The organism is Actinoallomurus sp. NPDC052308, from assembly GCF_040679195.1.
In the GTDB taxonomy this organism is placed as follows: Bacteria; Actinomycetota; Actinomycetes; order Streptosporangiales; family Streptosporangiaceae; genus Actinoallomurus; species Actinoallomurus liliacearum.
In genome coordinates this window covers 88,219-108,242 of sequence record NZ_JBFAUM010000026.1, presented here as the reverse complement: position 1 = coordinate 108,242, position 20,024 = coordinate 88,219, and the positions used below count along the sequence as shown (strand labels likewise).

17 protein-coding genes are annotated in these 20,024 nt (G+C 71.9%); 6 read left to right on the top strand and 11 right to left on the bottom strand.

Annotated features, from left to right (window positions below):
* Positions 1-115: 115 nt before the first annotated feature.
* The 4 genes from AB0L00_RS37305 to AB0L00_RS37290 form a co-directional block, all read right to left on the bottom strand.
* Positions 116-880, bottom strand: coding sequence for a DeoR/GlpR family DNA-binding transcription regulator (locus tag AB0L00_RS37305; protein ID WP_364442137.1), 765 nt, complete (start codon positions 878-880; stop codon positions 116-118).
* Between the two features lie 97 nt (positions 881-977).
* Positions 978-1,994: a carbohydrate kinase family protein gene (locus AB0L00_RS37300; RefSeq protein WP_364442135.1), complete on the bottom strand. Its 1,017-nt coding sequence runs from the start codon at positions 1,992-1,994 to the stop codon at positions 978-980.
* Positions 1,991-3,322, bottom strand: a complete 1,332-nt coding sequence (gene melA / locus AB0L00_RS37295) for an alpha-galactosidase (protein ID WP_364442134.1) — start codon at positions 3,320-3,322, stop codon at positions 1,991-1,993. The genes AB0L00_RS37300 and melA overlap by 4 nt, the downstream gene beginning before the upstream one ends.
* Before the next feature lie 94 nt (positions 3,323-3,416).
* Complete coding sequence (locus AB0L00_RS37290; RefSeq protein ID WP_364442133.1) at positions 3,417-4,271, bottom strand: endo alpha-1,4 polygalactosaminidase; 855 nt, start codon at positions 4,269-4,271, stop codon at positions 3,417-3,419.
* A gap of 297 nt (positions 4,272-4,568) precedes the next feature.
* Between AB0L00_RS37290 and AB0L00_RS37285 the strand changes: the two genes are divergently transcribed.
* Entirely contained in the window at positions 4,569-5,495 is a 927-nt protein-coding gene (locus AB0L00_RS37285) for an alpha/beta hydrolase (protein ID WP_364442131.1), read from the top strand.
* Positions 5,496-5,530: 35 nt separating this feature from the next.
* Here the strand turns inward: AB0L00_RS37285 and AB0L00_RS37280 are convergent, their stop codons facing one another.
* Positions 5,531-6,382 (bottom strand): UTRA domain-containing protein, encoded by an 852-nt coding sequence (locus AB0L00_RS37280; RefSeq protein ID WP_364442130.1) that lies wholly within the window; start codon positions 6,380-6,382, stop codon positions 5,531-5,533.
* A 235-nt stretch (positions 6,383-6,617) separates the two neighbouring features.
* On the opposite strand from AB0L00_RS37280, the gene AB0L00_RS37275 reads away from it, so the two are divergent.
* Positions 6,618-6,986, top strand: coding sequence for an ATP-binding protein (locus AB0L00_RS37275; protein WP_364442128.1), 369 nt, complete (start codon positions 6,618-6,620; stop codon positions 6,984-6,986).
* A 36-nt stretch (positions 6,987-7,022) separates the two neighbouring features.
* Here the strand turns inward: AB0L00_RS37275 and AB0L00_RS37270 are convergent, their stop codons facing one another.
* Both AB0L00_RS37270 and AB0L00_RS37265 read right to left on the bottom strand, forming a co-directional pair.
* Positions 7,023-8,732 carry a serine/threonine-protein kinase gene (locus tag AB0L00_RS37270; protein ID WP_364442126.1) on the bottom strand — a complete coding sequence of 570 codons (1,710 nt, stop codon included), beginning with the start codon at positions 8,730-8,732 and terminating at the stop codon, positions 7,023-7,025.
* A 66-nt stretch (positions 8,733-8,798) separates the two neighbouring features.
* Positions 8,799-9,755, bottom strand: a complete 957-nt coding sequence (locus tag AB0L00_RS37265; protein WP_364442125.1) for a quinone oxidoreductase — start codon at positions 9,753-9,755, stop codon at positions 8,799-8,801.
* 134 nt (positions 9,756-9,889) lie between these two features.
* Here AB0L00_RS37265 and AB0L00_RS37260 point away from each other — a divergent pair, with 134 nt between their 5' ends.
* Entirely contained in the window at positions 9,890-11,896 is a 2,007-nt protein-coding gene (locus AB0L00_RS37260) for an AAA family ATPase (protein ID WP_364442123.1), read from the top strand.
* Positions 11,897-12,072: 176 nt separating this feature from the next.
* On the opposite strand, the gene AB0L00_RS37255 is transcribed toward AB0L00_RS37260, so the two are convergent.
* Entirely contained in the window at positions 12,073-12,717 is a 645-nt protein-coding gene (locus tag AB0L00_RS37255) for a TetR family transcriptional regulator (RefSeq protein WP_364442121.1), read from the bottom strand.
* Positions 12,718-12,908: 191 nt separating this feature from the next.
* Between AB0L00_RS37255 and AB0L00_RS37250 the strand changes: the two genes are divergently transcribed.
* The 3 genes from AB0L00_RS37250 to AB0L00_RS37240 all read left to right on the top strand — a co-directional run bounded on the left by AB0L00_RS37250 (position 12,909) and on the right by AB0L00_RS37240 (position 17,373).
* Positions 12,909-14,435, top strand: coding sequence for an MFS transporter (locus AB0L00_RS37250; RefSeq protein WP_364442120.1), 1,527 nt, complete (start codon positions 12,909-12,911; stop codon positions 14,433-14,435).
* A gap of 160 nt (positions 14,436-14,595) precedes the next feature.
* A complete protein-coding gene (locus AB0L00_RS37245; RefSeq protein WP_364442119.1) occupies positions 14,596-15,897 on the top strand; it encodes an MFS transporter in 1,302 nt (433 codons plus the stop codon).
* 237 nt (positions 15,898-16,134) lie between these two features.
* Entirely contained in the window at positions 16,135-17,373 is a 1,239-nt protein-coding gene (locus AB0L00_RS37240; RefSeq protein WP_364442118.1) for a cytochrome P450, read from the top strand.
* 134 nt (positions 17,374-17,507) lie between these two features.
* Here the strand turns inward: AB0L00_RS37240 and AB0L00_RS37235 are convergent, their stop codons facing one another.
* The 3 genes from AB0L00_RS37235 to AB0L00_RS37225 form a co-directional block, all read right to left on the bottom strand.
* Positions 17,508-17,915: an NUDIX domain-containing protein gene (locus AB0L00_RS37235; protein ID WP_364442116.1), complete on the bottom strand. Its 408-nt coding sequence runs from the start codon at positions 17,913-17,915 to the stop codon at positions 17,508-17,510.
* Between the two features lie 132 nt (positions 17,916-18,047).
* Entirely contained in the window at positions 18,048-19,091 is a 1,044-nt protein-coding gene (locus AB0L00_RS37230; RefSeq protein WP_364442115.1) for a PP2C family protein-serine/threonine phosphatase, read from the bottom strand.
* A 164-nt stretch (positions 19,092-19,255) separates the two neighbouring features.
* On the bottom strand, positions 19,256-19,729 hold the full coding sequence (locus AB0L00_RS37225; protein WP_345362781.1) for an Rrf2 family transcriptional regulator: 474 nt from the start codon (positions 19,727-19,729) through the stop codon (positions 19,256-19,258).
* Positions 19,730-20,024: the final 295 nt, after the last annotated feature.

The window sequence follows — 20,024 nt, the reverse complement described above, 5'->3', positions numbered from 1 at the left end:
CACTCCCAAGTTCCGGGCGCCCCCCAATATCCACTCCCCCCCCGCGCATCAGGCCGCAACCACCCCGACGCCGGGCTCTGGCCCCGCGCCCCCCACGGCGTCCGGCGCCGGGCGGTCAGACGATGGTGACCTCGACGCCCGCCGCGCGGAGCCGGTCCAGCTCGGCCGGGTCGGCGCCGGAGTCGGTGACCACCATGGTGATCTCCTCGATGCCCGCGATCCGGGAGAACGCGCGCTTGCCGACCTTCGACCCGTCGGCCAGCACGACCACCTGCTCGGCGGTGCGCAGGAAGCTGCGGTCGGTCTGCGCCTCCACGTCGTCGTGCGTGCTGACGCCCCGGCCCGCCTCGATGCCGTCGACGCCGATGAAGGCGATGTCCAGGTTGATCCCGGCGAGGGCCTGCTCGGCGAGCGGGCCGACCAGCTCGTACGACGCCGAGCGCACGCTGCCGCCGGTCACCACGAGGTCGATGGCGGGGCGCACGGACAGCTCCCCGGCGATGTTCAGCGCGTTCGTGATCACCTTGAGCGGGCGTGCCGACGCCCCGAGGATCCGGGCCAGCTCCGTCACCGTCGTGCCGCCGCCCAGGCCGACCGCGTGCACGGCGTCGGTCACCAGCCGGGCCGCGGCCTGCGCGATGCGCAGCTTCTCCTCATGATGGCGGCCCGTGCGATAGCGGATCGGCAGTTCGTAAAGGACCTCGGCCGAGACGGCGCCACCGTGGGTGCGTTTGAGCAGTTGCTGCTCTTCGAGAACACGCAGGTCACGGCGGACGGAGGCGGGGGACGCGCCCAGGTCGCCGGTGAGGTCCGCCACGGAGACGGAACCGTCCCGGGCCAACCGGTCGAGGATCAGACCGAGACGCTCCTCTTGCCGCATTCGATCACTATAAGGCGATCACGGCCGCTCGTGAACGATTAATTTCGGGGCAAATCGCTCACGGCGTTGCTCACTTGGTCCCGCCTCCGCACACGCGTCACACCGCGGTCAGGGGGGCGACGCCGACCTCGACCCGTGCGGCCAGCGCCGCGGCCTCGTCGGGGCCGGCCTGCGCCGCCGTGCCACCGGCGGCGCGGGTCGACAGCGCCCCGCAGGCGCACCCCCAGGCCAGCGCCTGCGGGAGCGCTCCGGAGGCCAGCCACCCGGCCAGGAAGCCCGCGTCGAAGCCGTCACCGGCGCCCACCGTGTCGACCGGGACGACCTCGGGGCCGCGCGCCGTGACGGTCTCCGTGCCGGTCCGGGCGACCACTCCGTGGCGGCCGCGCTTCACGACCGGTACGGGCCCCGCCGCGCGGAGGACGCCGAGCGCGTCGTCCAACCCGTCGATCTCGTCGGCTCCCCGGTCCGACCCGTCTCCTCGGGCCCCGAGCACGCCGGCCAGCGACAGCGCCTCCGCCTCGTTGGGCAGGAGGAACGTGCAGGCGGCGAGCAGGCCGGGAGCGAGTCGCCACGCGCCGGACGGGTCGTCGTTGGTGTCCAGCGACGTCGACGCGCCGCGGGCCGCCGCGTCGGCCAGCAGCCGCGGCAGGCCGGCCGCCAGCCGCGGCTGCAGGAAGTAGGACGCGGCGTGCACGTGGCGGGCGGTCAGGTCCGGAACGTGCTCGGGACCGAAGGCGGGCAGGCAGCCGGGCGCGGTGAGGATCGCCCGGTCGCCGTCCGGCCGGTTGAGGCAGACCGTCAGCGCCGTCGGCAGGGTGTCGTGCCGCGTGCATCCGCTGATGTCCACGCCCGCCGCCGAGAGCGTGTCGAGGACGAAGTCCCCCGCCGGGTCCCGGCCGACCATCGCGACCAGCGCCGTGGACAGGCCGAGCCGGGCGGCGCCGTGCGCGACGATCGCCGCCGAGCCGCCCAGCGCCAGGGCGCCGCTGTCCACGAGCGTCTCGGCCTGGCCGGCGGGCGGCGTCTCCGGAGCCCCCGACACCAGCACGTCCGGGTTCGCGTCGCCGACCACCAGGAGGTCCAGGGCGCCGGACCGGCGCCCCGCGGCCGTCACCGCGACCCCGGGGAGACCTGGGCCCGCAGGGCCGGGGGCAGGGCGTCGCCGTGCGCGGCCACCATCGCGTCGCACAGCTCCCAGATCTGGTCGACGGTCAGCGCGGCCGCGGCGGCCGGGTCGGACATCGCCGCGTGCCGGATGTGCCGGGGGTCGCCCTCGACGGCGGCGGCGACGACCAGTTCGACGACGTTGAGGAAGCTCCGGTTGAGGGCGGCCAGCTGCGGCGGCAGCGCCCCCACGCCGTGCGGGTGGACGCCGAGCCGGTCGACGGTCGCCGGGACCTCCACGCCCGCGCCCGCCGGCAGGTTGGTGATCAGACCGGTGTTGGCGGTGGTGACCTGGATCGAGCGCAGCGTGCCGGTGACGAGGCTGTGGATCACCTGCGGGGCGTACTCGGTCGCGTCCTCCTCCTCGCGCGGCTCCGGGTTCAGCCCGGCTGCCAGGCGCTCCCGGATCGACTCGTACTCCGCGACGTTGCCCGCGCTGATCCCGAGGTAGTCGCCGACCGGGATGCGCAGCCGCTCGATCTCGGCGGGATGCCGCAGGTAGAAGGGGACGTACTCGGAGGAGTGCTCGCTGGTCTCGGTCGGGTAGTAGCCGAGCCGCCGGTACATGTCCACGCGCACCCGCCGGCGCAGCTCGGCGTCGCTCTCGATCGCCGCGTCCAGCGCCGGATAGAGGTCCCGGCCCTGGTGCTCCCAGCGCAGGATCCACGCCTGGTGGTTGACCCCGGCCGACAGGAAGTCGACCTCCTCATGCGGGACGCCGACGATGTCGGACAGCCCGCGCACGGTCCAGTAGACCGAGTGGCAGAGGCCGGCGGCCTTGAGACGCGGCGCCACCGTGGCGAGGTACTGCAGGTTCATGGCCATCGGGTTGGTGTAGTTCAGCAGCCACGCGTCGGGGCACACGGCGGCCATGTCGGCGGCCAGCCCCTCCAGCAGCGGGAACGTCCGCAGCGCCCGGAAGATCCCGCCGATGCCCAGCGTGTCGCCGATCGTCTGCCGCAGCCCGAACTGCGCGGGGACCTCGAAGTCGATGGTCGTGGCGCGGTGACCGCCGACCGCGACCATGTTCACCACGACGTCACTGCCGTCCAGTGCGGCCCGGCGGTCGAGCTCCGCGACGATCTCCGGCTTGGCGCCGAACTGCTCCGCCGTACGCCGGGCGAGCGCCTCGGCGACCGACAGCCGCTCGGGGTCGATGTCGTGCAGCGCGAGGCGGACATCCGCGAGCTCGGGAAAGGACAGGATGTCGCGCAGGAGCTGCTGGGTGAACTCGACGGAGCCGGCGCCGATGAACGCGATACGGATGGACGGGGACATACAGGGTGAACCTTCCACTTACGGGGGTGGCCGGCGGCGGCCCCGCGGGTACGAGAACCGCCGCCGGCCGGTACAGCCGGGTTACAGGGGTGGGTCAGACGCCGCGGCAGGGCACGCGGTAGGCGTCGAGATCGAGGTTCTTCTTCAGGGAGTTGAAGTTCTGCGCGTTGGCCTTGGTGCAGAACTTCGAGGTGCTCAAGGTGTACTCCACGTTGAACACGGCCTTGCCCGCGGCCACGTACTTGTCATAGCCGTAGCCGGTCTGCGCCGTGGTGCACTCGTTGTTCGTCCAGCACTCCTCGTTCAGCGCCCAGTCGAAGTACGGCTGGAGCGCCTTCAGCTGGTCGGTGTCGTTCTTCAGGCCCGCGGACAGCCCGCGCTTGTGCGCCTCGTTGGCCAGCCAGGTGTTGAACGCCAGCTGGTCGGTCGCGGTCAGCGGGAAGCCGGGGCTGTTGGTGTAGCCGTCGACGTTGTCGAACTCGATCGCGTCGAAGCCCTTCGCCTTGCACATGTCCATGCGCTTGGTGAGGATCGTGCCGAGCGTGCCGCCGTACTGCCGGATGTCCAGCCAGCGCTCACCGGGCCAGTCGTCGAGATTGTTGCCGAGCACGCTGCTCGGGAAGTCGCCGGCGTCGCTCCGCCAGTCCTCGTACGTTCCGGCGCTGATGTAGCAGACGACCTTGCGGCCGGACTTGCTCGAGTGCAGGTTCGACACGTCGGCGGCGGTGGCGTTGAACCCGTCGATGTCGTACATCGCCACGTCAAGGTACGGCGCGGACGGTACGGAGGACAGCTGCCACTGCCAGCTCGTGTTCAGGGCGGGCTTCCAGCAGCCGCTGCAGGAGACCGGGCTCGGCAGGGTCGCCGCGTCGGCCGGGAGGACCAGGCCGAGGCAGGCGATGAGTGCCGCGCTGAGGGCGGAGATGACGAGACGTGCTCTTTCGCGCATGGGCGCTCCTCGTGAGTCGATGAAACACGGGGCGGCATGCGTGCTGTTCCGCACTCCCCGTACGCGCCGGCCCCGGAATCTCCGCGGCGGCCAGGGTGGCGTCGCCCATATGGATCCGCAGGACTGACGCCAGCACGCGAAAGAGCTCTCCTTCCATCGGTCAGGACTGAGGATTGCTCATTCATGCTCTGTTCGCAAGGCTTCGGTGCAGAAACGAGCATAATCCTGACCGTTCGACCGTATGGCCCAGGGATCGGCCGTGGCGCGGTCCGGGGCCACGCCTTACGCTGTGCCGCCATGGAACAGGATGTGCTCGGAGTGGACTATGAGGCGATCCGGCTGACGCTGGACGAGGACGCCGAGGGCGAGGTGGTCGCCACGCTCGTCCGGCGGCCCTGCCCCGGAAGCCGGAAGGCCGTGCTCTACATCCACGGGTTCGTCGACTACTTCTTCCAGACGCACCTCGCCGACTTCTACGTCGAACGCGGGTACTCCTTCTACGCTCTGGACCTGCGCAAGTACGGGCGTTCGCTGCTCGACCACCAGACGCCCAACTTCGCCCACAGCATGTCCGACTACTTCCCGGAGATCGATGAGGCGGCCCGCCTCATCCGTGCGGAGAACGACACGCTGCTCGTCAACGGCCACTCGACGGGCGGGCTGGTCGCCGCCCTGTGGGCCGATTGCGTCCGCGGCCGGGGAGTCGTCGACGGCCTGTTCCTCAACAGCCCGTTCCTGGAGCTGAACGTCCCCGCCGGGGCCCGCCGCACGCTCGGCCCCGTCGTCCGTGCGCTGGCCAAGGGCCGCCCGAAGATGGCCATCCCGGCCGGCGTCAGCACGGCGTACGTCCGCAGCATCCACCGTGACCACGACGGGGAGTGGGACTTCGACCTGGCCTGGAAGCCGGCCGAGGGCTTCGGCGTGCGGCTCGGCTGGCTGTCGGCGATCATCAAGGCGCAGCGGCAGGTCAAGGCGGGCCTCGACATCGACGTGCCGGTCCTCGTGATGGCCTCCACGACGACGGTACGCGGCAGGAACGGCGACTTCTCCACCGGCGACGGCGTGCTGAACGCCGACGACATCGCCCGCTGGTCGACGCGCCTCGGCCGGCACGTCACCTGCGTGCGGGTCGAGAACGGGCTGCACGACCTGGTGCTGTCCGCCGCGCCCGTACGGGCGAAGGTCTTCGACGAACTGGAACGCTGGCTGACCGCCTACCTCTGAGCCGGGCGTTCAGAACCGTCTCCGCGCCGGGGCCTTCAGAACTGGTCGCTCCCGCCGGCCTGGCTGACGGAGAACACGTGGCGCGGGGCGGCGCAGACGGTCTCCAGCACGTGCACCGGCGTGTCCTCGGTGGAGTACGACGCCCGGAGGACCTGCACGACCCAGTCGCCCGGATCGAGGCGGAGCAGGCCGGTCTCCGGCTCGGTGGCCGGCCGTGCCATCAACGTCTCCTCGGCGTGCCCGAACGCGTGCCCGTGGGCGGCGACCGCCTCGTGCAGGGAGGGCGCCAGCAGCTCGGGCTTCACGATGGAGGTGTCCGCGAACAGGTCGACGCGGAAGTACGAGACGGCGGCGCGTACCGGGACGTCGTCGGCGAGGATCAGGCGGCGGCGGGCGATGACGTCCTCGCCGGGTTGTACACGCAGGCAGGTCGCGATGTGCTCACGGGCGGGCTCCCGGTCGACGCCGAGGAGACGCAGCTCGGTGCGGATGTCGTCCCGCTCGGTCATGCTGACGAACGTCCACCCGACGCCGCTCGCCGGCGGCTCGGTCGGCAGCGACCGCCGCACGACGACCGGCGGCATGCGCTCTGCGAGCGGCTCGGGAGCGCGCGTGGCGAGCGGCTCGGGGACCGGCGCGAGCGGCTCGGGTGCGCGCGCGGCCGAGCCCTTGCGCATCTGCGAGATCCGGCCGGGCGAGACTCCGAGCGTGTTGGCGAGGTCCTCGAGGCGGTGGCCGTTCTCCCGCGCCTCGGCGATCGCCTGCCGGCGCATCCGGGCCGCCTCTTCGACCAGCGCCTGCTGCTCCGCCATGACCGTGCCGAGGACGCGGGCGCGCTCGATCGGGTCGGTGAGAGCGGCGATCTCCCGCAGTCTGCTGTGGCTCATGGCGCTGCGGCCTCTCTCGCTCGAACGAGCCTCCACCTCGCTATTGCACGATTACACAAAGTCGCCGTATGCTCACACCCTATCCCGTTTAGGCCCCCTAAAGGCCGCCGCTGAGAGGGCTCTGGTCCATGCGTGTTCGTCTCGATCACCCTGCCCATCTTGCTACAGGGGAGGCCCAGAGGGGTGGGATTACCGACAAGTTCGCCACATTCCGTCACACCTCGGTGACGGGCTGATGGCCCGGTCGGTGCTGGGGGCGATCACCGTCCCCGGGCGTCCGGGAGAGGTGGCGGCGGCCCGGCGGTTCGTCGCCAAGGCGCTCGCCGGCCGTCCGGAGGTGGACACCGCCGTGCTGCTGACCAGCGAGGCGGTCACCAACTCCGTGGTCCACACCGACAGCGCGATGGTGACGGTGGTGGTGCTCGAGACGCCCACCGGCGTGCGGGTCGAAGTCAGCGACGAGGGCGGTGACACGCTCCCGACGATGTACGACGGTTACGAACTGCGCGAGGGCAGGCGAGGGGTCTTCCTCATCGAGGAGCTCTCGGCGGCCTGCGGCATGCGCCGGCACGACGACGGCCTGACCTTCTGGTTCGAACTCTAGGGCGTGTCCGACGAATCCCTGTCCGGCTGCGCGGCGCTAGCGGATCGCGGACAGGTCGAAGTTGTCGAACCACACCCGGACGTCCCCGCCGCTTCCGCCGTTCTCCTGCGCGGCGACCAGCCCGGCCGCGCCGTTGGCGAGGGCGCCGCTCTTGTCGGAGGTCTCGGCGGCGAGGCTGCCGTTCAGCCACAGGCGCAGCCGTACTCCGCCGTCCTGTTCCTCGCACGCCGCCTGGAGGCGGTTCCGCTTTCGGTGCTTGAAACCGGGGGCGGACTGTTTCTTGACCAGCTCCCGGGTGCCGGCCTTGCCGGCGGCCTTCCGGATCAGCACGCCCTGGCCGTCCGCCCGGACCAGGAACTCGTAGTAGGCGGTGTCGTCGCTCGTGCCGGTACTCCGGCAGAAGACGCCCAGCATCCCGTACGCCGGGCCGCCCAGCACCGTCGCGTCCACGCTGACGAGCGCCCGCTTGGGCGCGTCCTGGGCGACCTTGTCGGACCGGGCCTTCTCCGCCCGGCGCGTGTAGATGCTGGTGCCGGCGTCGATGCGGTATCCGCTCGCGTAGTAGCCGCTCCCGGCGTACCAGGTGGAGCCCGACCAGCCCGAGGACGTGTTGGAGAAGTCGTCGGCGTAGAAGGGGACCGTATTCGACGGCGGCCCGTCGGAGCCGGTCAGCGCGAAGACGGTGCCGAGGCCGACGACCAGCACCCCGGCGGCCCCGCCCGCGGCGAGCAGCCGGCGTCGTCGCCGCGGGGCGGCGACGCGGAGAGCGTCGGGGCGCGTCTCGTGGCCGTCCGGCCGCGCCCGGTCCCGGGAGGGCCCCATGGCCGCGGACACCGTGCGGTCCGCCGGAGGCGGTGACGTCCGGTCGTCCGGGAGGGCCCACGTACGGCCGAGGATCTCGGCGGCGTGCGCGGTGTCCTCGTGCGGGCGCCCGGTGAGGCGGTCGAGGAGCTCCTGCGCGGACGGGCGTCGCCGTGGATCCTTTTCGAGGGCCCGCACGACCAGTTCGCGCATCCCCTCGTCCAGGTCCGTGAGGTCCGGCTCGCCGTGCGCGATCTGGTAGAGGACGGCGGGCACGGTCGGGCCGTCGAAGGGCGGCCGTCCCGTCCCGGCGTACGCGACGACGCACCCCCAGGCGAACATGTCCGAGGCCGGCGTCGCGGTCTCGCCCATCACCAGCTCGGGCGCCATGTAGGCGGGCGTCCCGATGAACTGCCCGGTCCGCGTCGCGCCGGAGACGGTGTCCAGCGCCCGGGCGATCCCGAAGTCGATGACGCGCGGGCCGACCGACGACAGCAGGACGTTCGCGGGCTTGAGGTCACGGTGCACCACGCCGGCCGCGTGGATCGCGGTGAGCGCGGTGGCGACCCCGACCGCCAGGTGTTCCAGCGCGGCCCCGCGCATCGGCCCGCCGTCGCGTACGAAGGCGTCCAGGTCGGGTCCGTCGACGAACTCGGTCACGACGAACAGCGGCTCGCCGTCGATCCGGGCGTTCAGCACCGGAGCGGTGCAGAAGCGCCGCACCCGGCGGGCGGACTCGACCTCCCGGCGGAACCGGTCCCGGAACATCTCGTCGTCGGCCAGCTCCGGGTTGATGACCTTGACCGCGACGCGCTCCCCGCTCGCGCTCTCCCCGAGGTAGACCGTGCCCATGCCGCCCCGGCCGATCCGGCCGACGAGCCGGTAGTCGCCGAGCCGGGGCGGGTCCTCGGGCCGCAGCCGATCGATCGAGCTCGTTCCCGTCACGGCGGCCCGCCCCTCCTGTCGCTCGATGAGCGATAAGACTAGTGGGCGGGCCGGGCGGTTCCGGACTTACGGGACGAGCAGCAATTTGCCGGTCGTCCGGCGGGCCTCGAGGTCCTCGTGGGCCCGGCCCGCGTCGGCGAGGGGGTACCGCCCGCCGACGTGCACCGACAGCTCACCGGAGGCGATCCAGCCGAACAGGTCGTCGGCCCGCCACAGGAGCTCCTCGCGGGTGGCGACGTAGTGCACCAGCGTGGGCCGCGTCAGGAACAGCGAGCCGCCCGCGTTGAGCCGCTGCGGGTCGACCGGCGGCACCGGCCCGCTGGCGGCGCCGTACAGCGCGAGCAGGCCGCGCGGCCGCAGGGAGGCGAGGCTGCCGTCGAAGGTGGTCTTGCCGACGCCGTCGTAGACGACCGGCACGCCGCCGGTGTGCGAACGGACCTCCTCGGCGAAGCCGTCGTAGCGGAGGACCTCGTCGGCCCCGGCGTCGCGGGCGAGCTTCTCCTTCTCGTCGGTGGAGACGGTGCCGATCACCCGGCCGCCCCGCAACTTGATCATCTGGGTGAGCAGCAGCCCCATGCCGCCGGCCGCGGCGTGCACGAGCGCGGTGTCGCCCGGCTTGACCTCGTACGTCGAGTGCGTCAGGTAGTGGGCGGTCAGGCCCTGCAGCAGCACCGCGGCGGCCAGGTCGGGGGCCACTCCGTCGGGCACCGGGACGACCCGGTCGGCCGGTGCGACGGCGAGCTCGCCGTACGCCCCCCTCAGCTCGGCGGACGCCACGACGTCACCGACCCGTACGTCGGTCACCCCGTCGCCGACCGCCGTGACGCGGCCGGCCCCCTCGGAGCCGGGAACGGCCGGCGTCTCCTTCGGATAGACGCCCTGACGCTCGTACACGTCCTTGAAGTTGACCCCCGCGGCGGCGAGCTCGATGACGACCTCGCCCGGGCCCGGCTGCGGATCCGGGACCTCGGTGAGCCTCAGCACGTCCGGTCCGCCGTGCTCGGTCATCACGATCGCGCGCATCGCGACCTCCTTACGTTCGATTCCCATCGAACATTAGCGCGCCGGTCCGGGCACGGGAAAAACGGGCTGAGGCAGGCGCGCCCACGTACTAAGTTCGGAACTTCGCGCTTCCCACCGATCGAAAGGCTTTCGTCATGCCCACAAGAGAGGCGGAGGACACCGACCCCGAGATATCCGCCGAACGCGCGCACCTGACGCTCTCGCGGGAGGCACTGCACCGCATGCGGGAGAACGTCCTGGCCCTCGACGCGTCCGTGGCCGGCGACTGGGTCTCGGCCGAGGTGCTGAGCGCCGAGCTCGCCAAGCGCGCCGAGTCGCTGCGGGACGACCCCACCACCGCCCTGTTCTTCGGGCGCGTCGACCATCCGGACGAACGCCTGTACGTCGGGCGGCGGCACGTGCACGACGACGGTGGCCGGGCACTGGTCATCGACTGGCGGGCGCCGATGGCGCGGCCGTTCTACAAGGCGAGCACCGCGGACCCGATGGGGCTCGTGCTGCGCCGCCGGTTCGGGTACTCCGGCGGCGAGCTGACCGCGTTCGAGGACGAGGACTTCTCCGCCACCGTCGAGTCACGGCTGCTGATCGAGGAGATCGAGCGGCCCCGCGTCGGCCCCATGCGCGACATCGTCGCCACGATCCAGCCCGAGCAGGACGACATCGTCCGCGCCGACGCGGACCACACGCTGTGCGTCCAGGGCGCGCCGGGCACCGGCAAGACCGCCGTCGGCCTGCACCGGGTCGCCTACCTGCTGTACGCCCACCGGGAGCGGATGCGCCGGGGCGGCGTCCTCGTCATCGGCCCGAGCGCCTCCTTCCTCGACTACATCCGCGGCGTGCTGCCCGCCCTCGGCGAGGTGAACGTCGAGCAGCGCACCCTCGACCAGGTCGTGGCCGCCGTCCCGGTGACGGCCCGGGACGAGGCCGCCGTCGGGCGGATCAAGGGCGACGCACGCATGGCGGAGGTGCTGCGCCGCGCGGTCTGGAGCCACCTCGGCCAGCCGTCCGAGGCGCTCGTGGTGCCGCGCGGCACCCGCCGCTGGCGCGTCCCCGGCTACGAGATCACCGAGCTGGCCGAGGCCCTGCGCGACCGCGGCATCCGGTACGGCGCCGGCCGCGACCTGCTCGGGCACCGGATCGCGCACGCCGTCCTGGTGCGGATGGAGACCGGGGGCGAGGTGTGCGACGACCGGACCCACGATGCGGTCCGCCGGACCCGCCCGGTCAAGGCGATGGTCGACCAGGTCTGGCCCGCCGTGGACCCGGTGCGCGTGGTGATGCGCCTGCTCTCCGACGCGGAGTTCCTGGGCCGGGCCGCCGACGGCCTCCTCGATCCGGCCGAGCAGGCGGCGCTGCTGTGGGACCGGCCGCCGCGCGGCCCGAAGTCGGCCCGCTGGACGCTCTCCGACGCCGTCCTCATCGACGAGGCCGCCGACCTGGTCAGCCGCACCTCGAGCCTGAGCCACGTCGTCCTGGACGAGGCGCAGGACCTGTCGGCCATGCAGTGCCGCGCGGTCGGCCGGCGCTGCGAGACCGGCTCGGTCACGGTACTCGGCGACATCGCCCAGGGCACCACGCCGTGGGCGGTCGGCGACTGGCCGACGCTGCTGCGGCACCTGGGGAAGCCGGACGCGGACCTGACCGTCCTCGACCGGGGCTACCGCGTGCCGCGCCAGATCATCGACTTCGCGAGCCGCCTGCTGCCGCGCATCGCCCCGGAGCTGGCGCCGCCGACGTCGGTGCGGTCCGCCCCGGGAGCGCTGCGGGTTAACCGGGTCGCCGACCCGCACGCCGCGGTGGAGGAGGCCTGCCGCGAGGCGCTGGCCGGCGAGGGGTCGGTCGGGCTGATCGCCGCCGAGGCCGACCTGGACGGGCTGGGCGCGCACCTGACGGCGCGCGGGCTGGAGCACGTACGCCTCGCGGACGGAATGGCGGCGGCGCGACTCGTCCTCACCCCGGCGACACAGGCCAAGGGCCTGGAGTTCGACCAGGTCATCGTCGTCGAACCGGCCGCGATCGTCGAGGCGGAGCCGGACGGCGACCGCTCGCCCGGGCTGCGCCGGCTCTACGTCGTCCTCACCCGCGCGGTCTCCCGGCTGACCGTCCTGCACGCGCGCGACCTGCCCGAACCGTTGCGCTGACCCGGCCGTCCCGCCCGGCCCGGACCCGGCGGGGCGGGATCCCCGGCCGTGATGGCCGGCCGCCGGTCGTAGGCGCGCCGGGCTCCCCGGCTGTGGCGACCGGCCGCCGGTCGTAGACGCGGTCGGCGGTCGGGGCGGGCTCCCCGGCTACGGCCGGCCGCTGCTCGTAGGCGCGCTCAGCGGGCGGACCAGGCGTGGGGGAGCGTCTCGGCGGCGACGGCGAAGACCTCCTCGATGCGCGAGGCGACCTCGTCCGGCTGGAACAGCCCGTCGCGCGCGCACCCGTCGAACCCGATCCGTATGACGGTGAGGAAGGTCGCGGCGATCAGCGTCGGGCGCAGGTCGGTCGCGACGTCCACGTCCATCCGCCGGGCGAGGATCGCGGCGAGCTGCTGCTCCATCTCGCTGAAGTAGCGCAACTGCGCCACCGCGAGCGCGGGACTGCGCTCGACCAGGTCGCGGATCTTGGCGAACCGGTCCGTGTGCTCCTCGTCGGCGGACCGCACGGAGTCGAGGACGTGGTGGATCGCGGCCGCCAGGGCCGTGATCGGCGGCTCGTCGCCGGGCCGGTCGTCCAGGGTCGCGAGGAAGACCTGGTCGTACTCCCGCAGGATCGAGAGAGCGACGTCCTCCTTGCCGGCGAAGTACCTGAAAAATGTGCGTTGCGACACATCGACCGCCGCGACGATCTCGTCGATCGTCGTCGCCTCGTATCCCTTGGCGAGGAACAGGTCGAGCGCCGCGTCGGTCAACGCCCAGCGTGTCCGCTGTTTCTTGCGCTCCCGCAAGCCGGTGGTGTCCACACCCGAAGTTTCCACCATGTCACCTCCAGCTCACGTCTTGTTTCAGAGTGTGCCATAAGACAGCGTGTGACTCTTAAAACGATTTGTCATCTGTCAGTAGCTGCCATAACTTTGAGGTGCCTTCGGCCACTTGTACAAGGGGGAGTGAGATGTCGCAGCCGGCGGTACAAGAACGTCTGCCCGCGGGAGCGGGGCCTAAGCGGCGGGGGATGGGAAATCCCTGGCTGACGCTCGTCGCGGTGGCGCTCGGCGTCATCATGGTGACCCTCGACGGCACGGTGGTCGCGATCGCCAACCCGGCGATCTCCAAGGACCTCGGGGCGTCGCTGGCGGACCTGCAGTGGGTCACCAACGGTTACCTCCTCGCCCTCGCCGTCTCGCTGATCACCGCCGGCAAGCTCGGTGACCGGTTCGGCCACAAGCCGGTCTTCCTGATCGGCGTCGCCGGCTTCGCGCTGTCCTCCGCGGGGATCGGCTTCTCCAAGACGATCGGGATGGTGATCGCCCTGCGGGTCCTGCAGGGTCTGTTCGGCGCGATGCTCCAGCCGACCGCGCTCGGCCTGCTGCGCGCGGCGTTCCCGGCCGAGCGCCTCAACATGGCGATCGGCCTGTGGGGCGCCTGCATCGCGGCGTCCACGGCGTCCGGCCCGATCGTGGGCGGCCTGCTGGTCCAGCACGTCAACTGGGAGTCGGTCTTCTTCATCAACGTCCCGGTCGGCGTCGTGGCCCTGATCACCGGCGGCCTGTTCCTGCTGAACGCCCGCGGCGAGGCCAAGTCCGGCGGCTTCGACCTCACCGGCATCCTCCTGCTGTCCGGGATGCTGTTCGCCCTGATCTGGGCCGTCATCAAGGCGCCGACCTACGGCTGGACCGACCTGAAGACGCTGGCGTTCTTCGGCGCCGCGGTGGTCCTGCTGGTCCTGTTCGTGGTGCGCGAGCAGCTGGCCCGGGATGCGCTGCTCCCGCTCACGCTGTTCCGCTCGGTGTCGCTGTCGGTGGGCGTCGTGCTGATGACGCTCATGGCGTTCGCCATGTTCGGTGCGATGTTCTTCCTGACCTTCTACCTGCAGAGCGTGCACGGGCTGACGCCGGTGTCCACCGGCGTACGGCTGCTGCCCATGATGCTCGCCATGATGCTGGCCTCCCCGGTCGCCGGCGGGGTGATCTCCAAGGTCGGGCCGCGCGCGCCCCTGGTCGCCGGCATGGTGTTCACCGCTGTGGCGTTCATCGGCATGTCGCGCCTCGGAGTGGACGCGAGCTTCATGGCCATGGCGCCCTGGTTCGCGCTGATCGGCGTCGGCCTGAGCCCGGTGATGGTCGCGGCCACCGACATCATCGTCGGCAACGCCCCCGTCGCCCTGTCGGGTGTGGCGGGCGGCCTGCAGCAGGTCGCCATGCAGGTCGGCGGCGCGCTCGGCACCTCGGTGCTGGGCGCCGTTCTGACCGCCAAGGTGGCCGGGGTCCTGCCCGGCCACATGAAGGAGGCGGGGCTGCCGGCGCCGACCCCGGCCCAGGTCGACCTGATGAAGGGCGCCATCTCCCAGGGCGTCGCGCCGGTCCCGAAGAACACGCCGCCGCAGGTCGCCGAGCTGATCGTCAAGGCCAGCCACCTGTCGTTCATCGACGGCATGCACCTGGCCTTCATCGTCAGCGCGGTGATGGCGTTCGTCGCCGCCCTGCTGAGCCTCCTCGTCCGGGCGGGACGCAAGGTCGAGGGCGCCGCGATGCACATCTGAACCGGCCGTTCACGCGTCCTCGCCGAGCGCCGCGAGGAGCCCTCCGGGGCTCTCGCGGCGCTCAGCGCTTTTCGTCACATGTCGCCGGTTTCCGGCCGTCCGGGGGCCGGGTAGTCGTCCTGCGTAACTGAAAACGGCTCGGGGGCGACAGGAGGATCCGATGGTCGTCGCCGGGACGGAGCACCGATCGCAGGTGCGCAGGGCGGCCGCCGCCGCCATCGTCGGCACCTCGATCGAGTGGTACGACTTCTTCCTCTACAACACGGCCGCGGCCGTCGTCTTCAAGGACGTCTTCTTCCCCAAGTCCACCGACTACGTCGGCACGCTGTCGTCCTTCGCGACCTACGCCGTCGGCTTCGCCGCCCGGCCGATCGGCGCCGCGATCTTCGGCCACTGGGGCGACCGGCTCGGCCGAAAGGCCACCCTGATCGTCACGCTCCTCCTCATGGGCGTCTCCAGCGCCCTGATCGGCGTCCTGCCGGGTACCGGCACGATCGGCGTCGCCGCGCCGATCCTCCTCGTCGCCCTGCGCGTGCTGCAGGGGATCGCGGTCGGCGGCGAGTGGAGCGGCTCGGTGCTGCTCTCGATGGAATGGGGCGACCAGCGCCGACGCGGCCTGATGGCGAGCTGGCCGCAGATCGGCGTGCCGATCGGGCTCATCCTCGGCACGGTCGCGATGTCCTCGCTGGCCACCGCGAGCGGAGACGCGTTCAAGGACTGGGGCTGGCGCATCCCGTTCCTGTTCAGCCTCGTACTGGTGGGAATCGGCCTCTGGGTCCGGCTGCGCGTCATGGAGACGCCGATGTTCGCGAAGGTGGTCGAGCGCCAGGAGGTGGCGAAGGTCCCGGTCCTCGAAGTGATCCGCCGGCACCCGAAGGAGATCGTCCTCAGCGCCCTGCTGCGCTGCTCGGAGCAGATGCCGTTCTACATCTTCACCTCGTTCGCGCTGACCTACATCGTCGATCACACCGGGCTGTCGAAGACCTTCGCGCTGAACGCCGTCGCCGTGGCCGCCGCCATCGAACTCGTCCTCATCCCGGCCTTCGGCCACCTCAGCGACACCGTGTCCCGCAAGCGCGTGTACGCGGCGGGCGCCCTGCTGATCGGCGTCATCGCCTTCCCGTACTTCGCGCTGCTCAACACCGCCGTCCCCGTCGTCGTCTTCCTCACCGTCGTCCTGGCCCAGGTGCCGCACGCCCTGCAGTACGGGCCGCAGGCGTCGCTGATCGCCGAGGTCTTCCCGACGAAGCTCCGGTACGGCGGCGCGGGCATCGGCTACCAGCTCGCCTCGGTCATCGCGGGCGGCCCGGCGCCCCTGCTGGCGACCTGGCTCCTGCACGACCACGGCTGGTGGGCGATCTCCCTGGTCATGGTCGTGGCGGCCGTCCTGACCCTGACCGCGACCGCCCTCCTTCCGGACCGCAGCCGGATCGACGTCGCCGAGGACGCCGCCTACGCCTGACCACCGCTCGTCCCCAGCCGCCGCTCGCGCTGCGGCGTGCGAAAAGCTCGGCGAAGCGCACGCCGGCAGCGGACCGAACATCCCGAAACGGCCGCGACCCGATGCGTTCGCCGAGCCCTGTGCCCGCCAGCCACGTGGTGACTCTCCCCTGTAGCCCGCTGGACGACGCCCATTTACGGCGTTCCTGACTTATAGTCGTGGCCGGCGCCGATCCGACCGCACCGTCAGGAGCCACCAATGGAAGACCGCTCGTGCCCGTACGTCCTCGATCCCGCCGGCACGGACATCCACACCGAGGCGGCGCGGCTGCGGCAACGCGGCGCGGTGACGCCCGTCGAGCTGCCCGGCGGGGTGGTGGCGTGGGCGGTGACCGGCCACGACGCCCTCAAGCGACTGCTGGCCGACCCGCGCGTCTCCAAGGACCCGCGCCGGCACTGGACACGCTGGAAGAACGGCGAGATCACGCCTGACTGGCCGCTCTACATCTGGGTCGCGGTGGAGAACATGTTCACCGCCTACGGCGCCGACCACCGGAGGCTGCGCGGCATCATCTCCCACGCGTTCACCCCGCGCCGTACCGCCGCGCTCAGGCCGCGCGTCGAGGAGATCACCGAGGACATCCTCGACCGGCTCGCCGCCCTTCCCGACGGCCGGGCCGACCTGCGCGAGGCGTTCGCCTACCCGCTGCCCATCGAGGTGATCTGCCGGCTCATGGGCGTCCCCGACGGACCACGGGCGCGCATCCGGGGCGACGTCGACGTCATCTTCACCACGTCCGCGACCGCGGAACAGGCCCAGGCCGCCCACCAGGACATGTGGGCCGTGCTCGCCGAGCTCGTCGCCGACAAGCGGCGGGCCCCCGGCGACGACCTCACCAGCGCCCTCATCACCACCCGGGACGAGGACGGCTCGCGGCTGACCGAGGACGAGCTCGTCGGCACGCTCATGTTGATGATCTCCGCCGGCCACGAGACCACCGTCAACCTCCTCGACCACGCCGTCACCGCGCTGCTGACCCACCCCGACCAGCTCGCCCTCGCCCGCAAGGGAGACGTCGCCTGGGCGGACGTCATCGATGAGGCGCTGCGCTGGCAGGCCCCGGTCGCGAACCTGCCGCTGCGCTACGCCGTGGAGGACATCCAGGTCGGCGACGTCACGATCGCCCGTGGCGACGCGATCCTCGCCTCGTACGCCGCCGCCGGCCGCGACCCCGGTACGCACCCCGCGGACCCCGAACGGTTCGACGTGACCCGTCCCGACAAGGAGCACCTCTCCTTCGGCCACGGCGCGCACTACTGCCTCGGCGCCCCGCTCGCCCGGATGGAGGCCGAGATCGCCATCCCGGCCCTCTTCGACCGCTTCCCCGACCTCGCCCTGGCGGTCGACCCGAGCGAGTTGCAACACCTGCCGTCGTTCATCTCCAACGGCCATCGCACGCTCCCGGTCCTGCTGCACCCCGAACGCTCGCCCGCCTGACCGGATCGTCCGCGTTCCGGCCGGGAGCCGGGTCTCCGGCCCGCCCGGCCGGGCGCCGACCACTCCGCACCCGCTGCGGCCGACAGGCGCCGCGCAGTAGGACAGCGGGGCTTCGAGACAGGCCCCGGCAGCGGTCAGGCTCGGGAGGGGCGGGGGAGGACGTCCCAGGCGGCGAGGGTCTCGATCAGGCCGGCGGTGGTCGGCAGGGCGGCCAGCTGCTCGGCGTCCACCCAGCGGGCGTCGCGGGCGTCGTCACCGGCGCGCAGGACGCCGCCGTCGACGGTGGCCCGGTAGTCGCGGATGTCGTAGGTGACGCCGCCGGGGCCGGCGCGGTCGACGGAGCCGACCAGCGGTCCCGGGACGACCCGCAGCCCGGTCTCCTCGGCGACCTCGCGGACGACGGCGTCGGCGTCGGTCTCGCCCGCCTCGGCCCGGCCGCCCGGGAGCGACCACATGCCCTCGCCGGGCGGGTGCCCACGGCGGATGAGGAGGAGCCGTCCATCGGCGTCATGGACGATCGCTCCGACGCACCGCACACGCATGCCCCCAGGGTGCCACGAACCGGATCCCCGGAGGCGGCCGTCCGGCCATCGTCGAGCGGGGACCGATGTGGCCGACGAGGCGGCGCTTGATCCGGTGTCCCCGGGCCGGGGCCGCTCACGCCGCCGGGTGGGTCAACGACCGGCGCGTTCGACGGCGAGGATGGCCGCGTCGTCGCGGAGGCGCCCGCCGACGTAGGCGAGAAGATCCGCGTGGATGTGGTCGACGAGCGCGCCGGCACGATCCTCGGTCCAGCCGCCGAGCCGTTCGACAAGAGGGAAGAAGCCCCCCGCGGGATCGCGGGCCTCGATGACGCCGTCGGTGTGGAGCAGGAGGACGTCGCCCGCCTCGAAGGCGAACGTCTCGATCCGAGGCGCGGTCCCCGCCAGTCCGCCCAGGCCCAGCGGAGGCGCGGGCTCATCGACCTCGAGCACCGAGAACGCCTTCTCGTGCAGTCGCAGGGGCGGGGGATGCCCGAAGTCGACCAACCGGAGAACGGGCTCGTCGTCGGGAATCTCGATGAGCATCGCGGTGATGAAGGACTCCGCGGACATCTTCGGTTGCGCCGGGTCGGCGATCTGCGAGCGAACGCTGCCCTCCAGGAAGTCCGCGAGTTCGGAGAGGTCCCCCCGCTGTGCGGCGGCCCCGCGGAAGGCGCCGATGAGCGCCGCGGCGTCGTTGACGGCGGCCAGCCCCTTCCCCCGGACGTCCCCGATGATGAGGCGCGTCCTGTCCTGCGCTCGCGTGACCGCGTACAGGTCACCGCCGATCTGTGCCTCGTCCTCCGCGGCGAGATAGAGCGCGGACAGCCGCAACGGGCCCGCCTGCTGCGGCAGAGGGCGGAGCACGGCGTGCTGCGCGACCTCGGCGACCGTCCTGACCTGCCGCAGCTCCTGGAGACGGCGGTCCCGCACGTAGCACATGGCCGTGGTGAAGGCGGCCACCATCAGCAGCGCGGCCAGCTCGGTCAGATGAGTCAGCACGCCCTTGGCCGACATGATCACCGAGAAGGCCCCAGTGGCCAGGATCCAGTTGAGCCCGGTGGTCAGCGGCCCGAAGAACCAGGCCACGACGATGGGCTCCACGAAGAGCATGTCGCTCAGCCGGATATGGCTCGGCGAGGCGAGGTCCACCCCGAGGAGTGTCACGACGAACGCGGCCGCGAGTGCCAGGACCACCCTGTCTCGGCGGCTCGATTGAGGGGCGTTGAGATTCAGCACTGCTGCACCTGCTCGACTTCGCGGGGGGACGGCCGGAGCTGTCGGGTCATAGGGGGCGGGACGAAGGTGACATTCGGGTTGTTTCGGTGGGTGTCCGCCGGCGGCGCGGCATCTCGGCGGTCTCAGCCCTTCGCGTACCAGTGCCGGGTTCTCTCGACCGCCGCGGCGGGTGCTCTGGCCATCATGTCGGCGAGCGTCTGAGCGGCCAGCTCTCGCCGCCAGGCCATCTCCGCCCTGCGTATCCCGGTGGTGATCACACACTGCCGCGCGAACTCCTGCGGATCTCTGCCGGCTCCGGCTCCTCGCCGTCGGATCTCGGTGCAGCGGAACGCGCCGTCCCGCCCTTCGATCGCCGTGACGACGTCGAGGAGAGTGATCTTCTCGGCGGGCCGGGCCAGCCGGAACCCGCCGCGGGCCCCCGGGCTCGAGGCCAGGACGCCCGCGCGGGTCAGCGCCTGCAGATGCTTGTTCAGGTAGGCCGGCGGCAGTTCGAAGGTCGCGGCGAGCTTCGCCGTCGGCACCGTCCGGTCGCTTCCGAGCCACCCCAGTGTCAGGCAGCAGTGGAGCGCCCACTCGACACCTTCGCTCATCCGCATGACCTGGATACTACACCTCCAGATTGCGGCCATGGAAGATGAAAATGCCCTCTGACCTGGTAAAACGTGATCACGGGGGGTGTCTGCTCGGAGGGGTGGGCCGGGTCCGGGGCGTCATCCGACGCCGGCGCCCGTGCCGGACGAACGACCGCGTCGGTCGCGGCCCGATGCGGGACGGTGGCGGAGGAGGACGGTCTGCGCTCGACCGGATGCCATCGGCGACAGCACGTTAAGTCGACGGTCAAAGTCGTGTCAACGGCCTTTCGGATAATCTCGAGTGGAGGAACAAAACCGG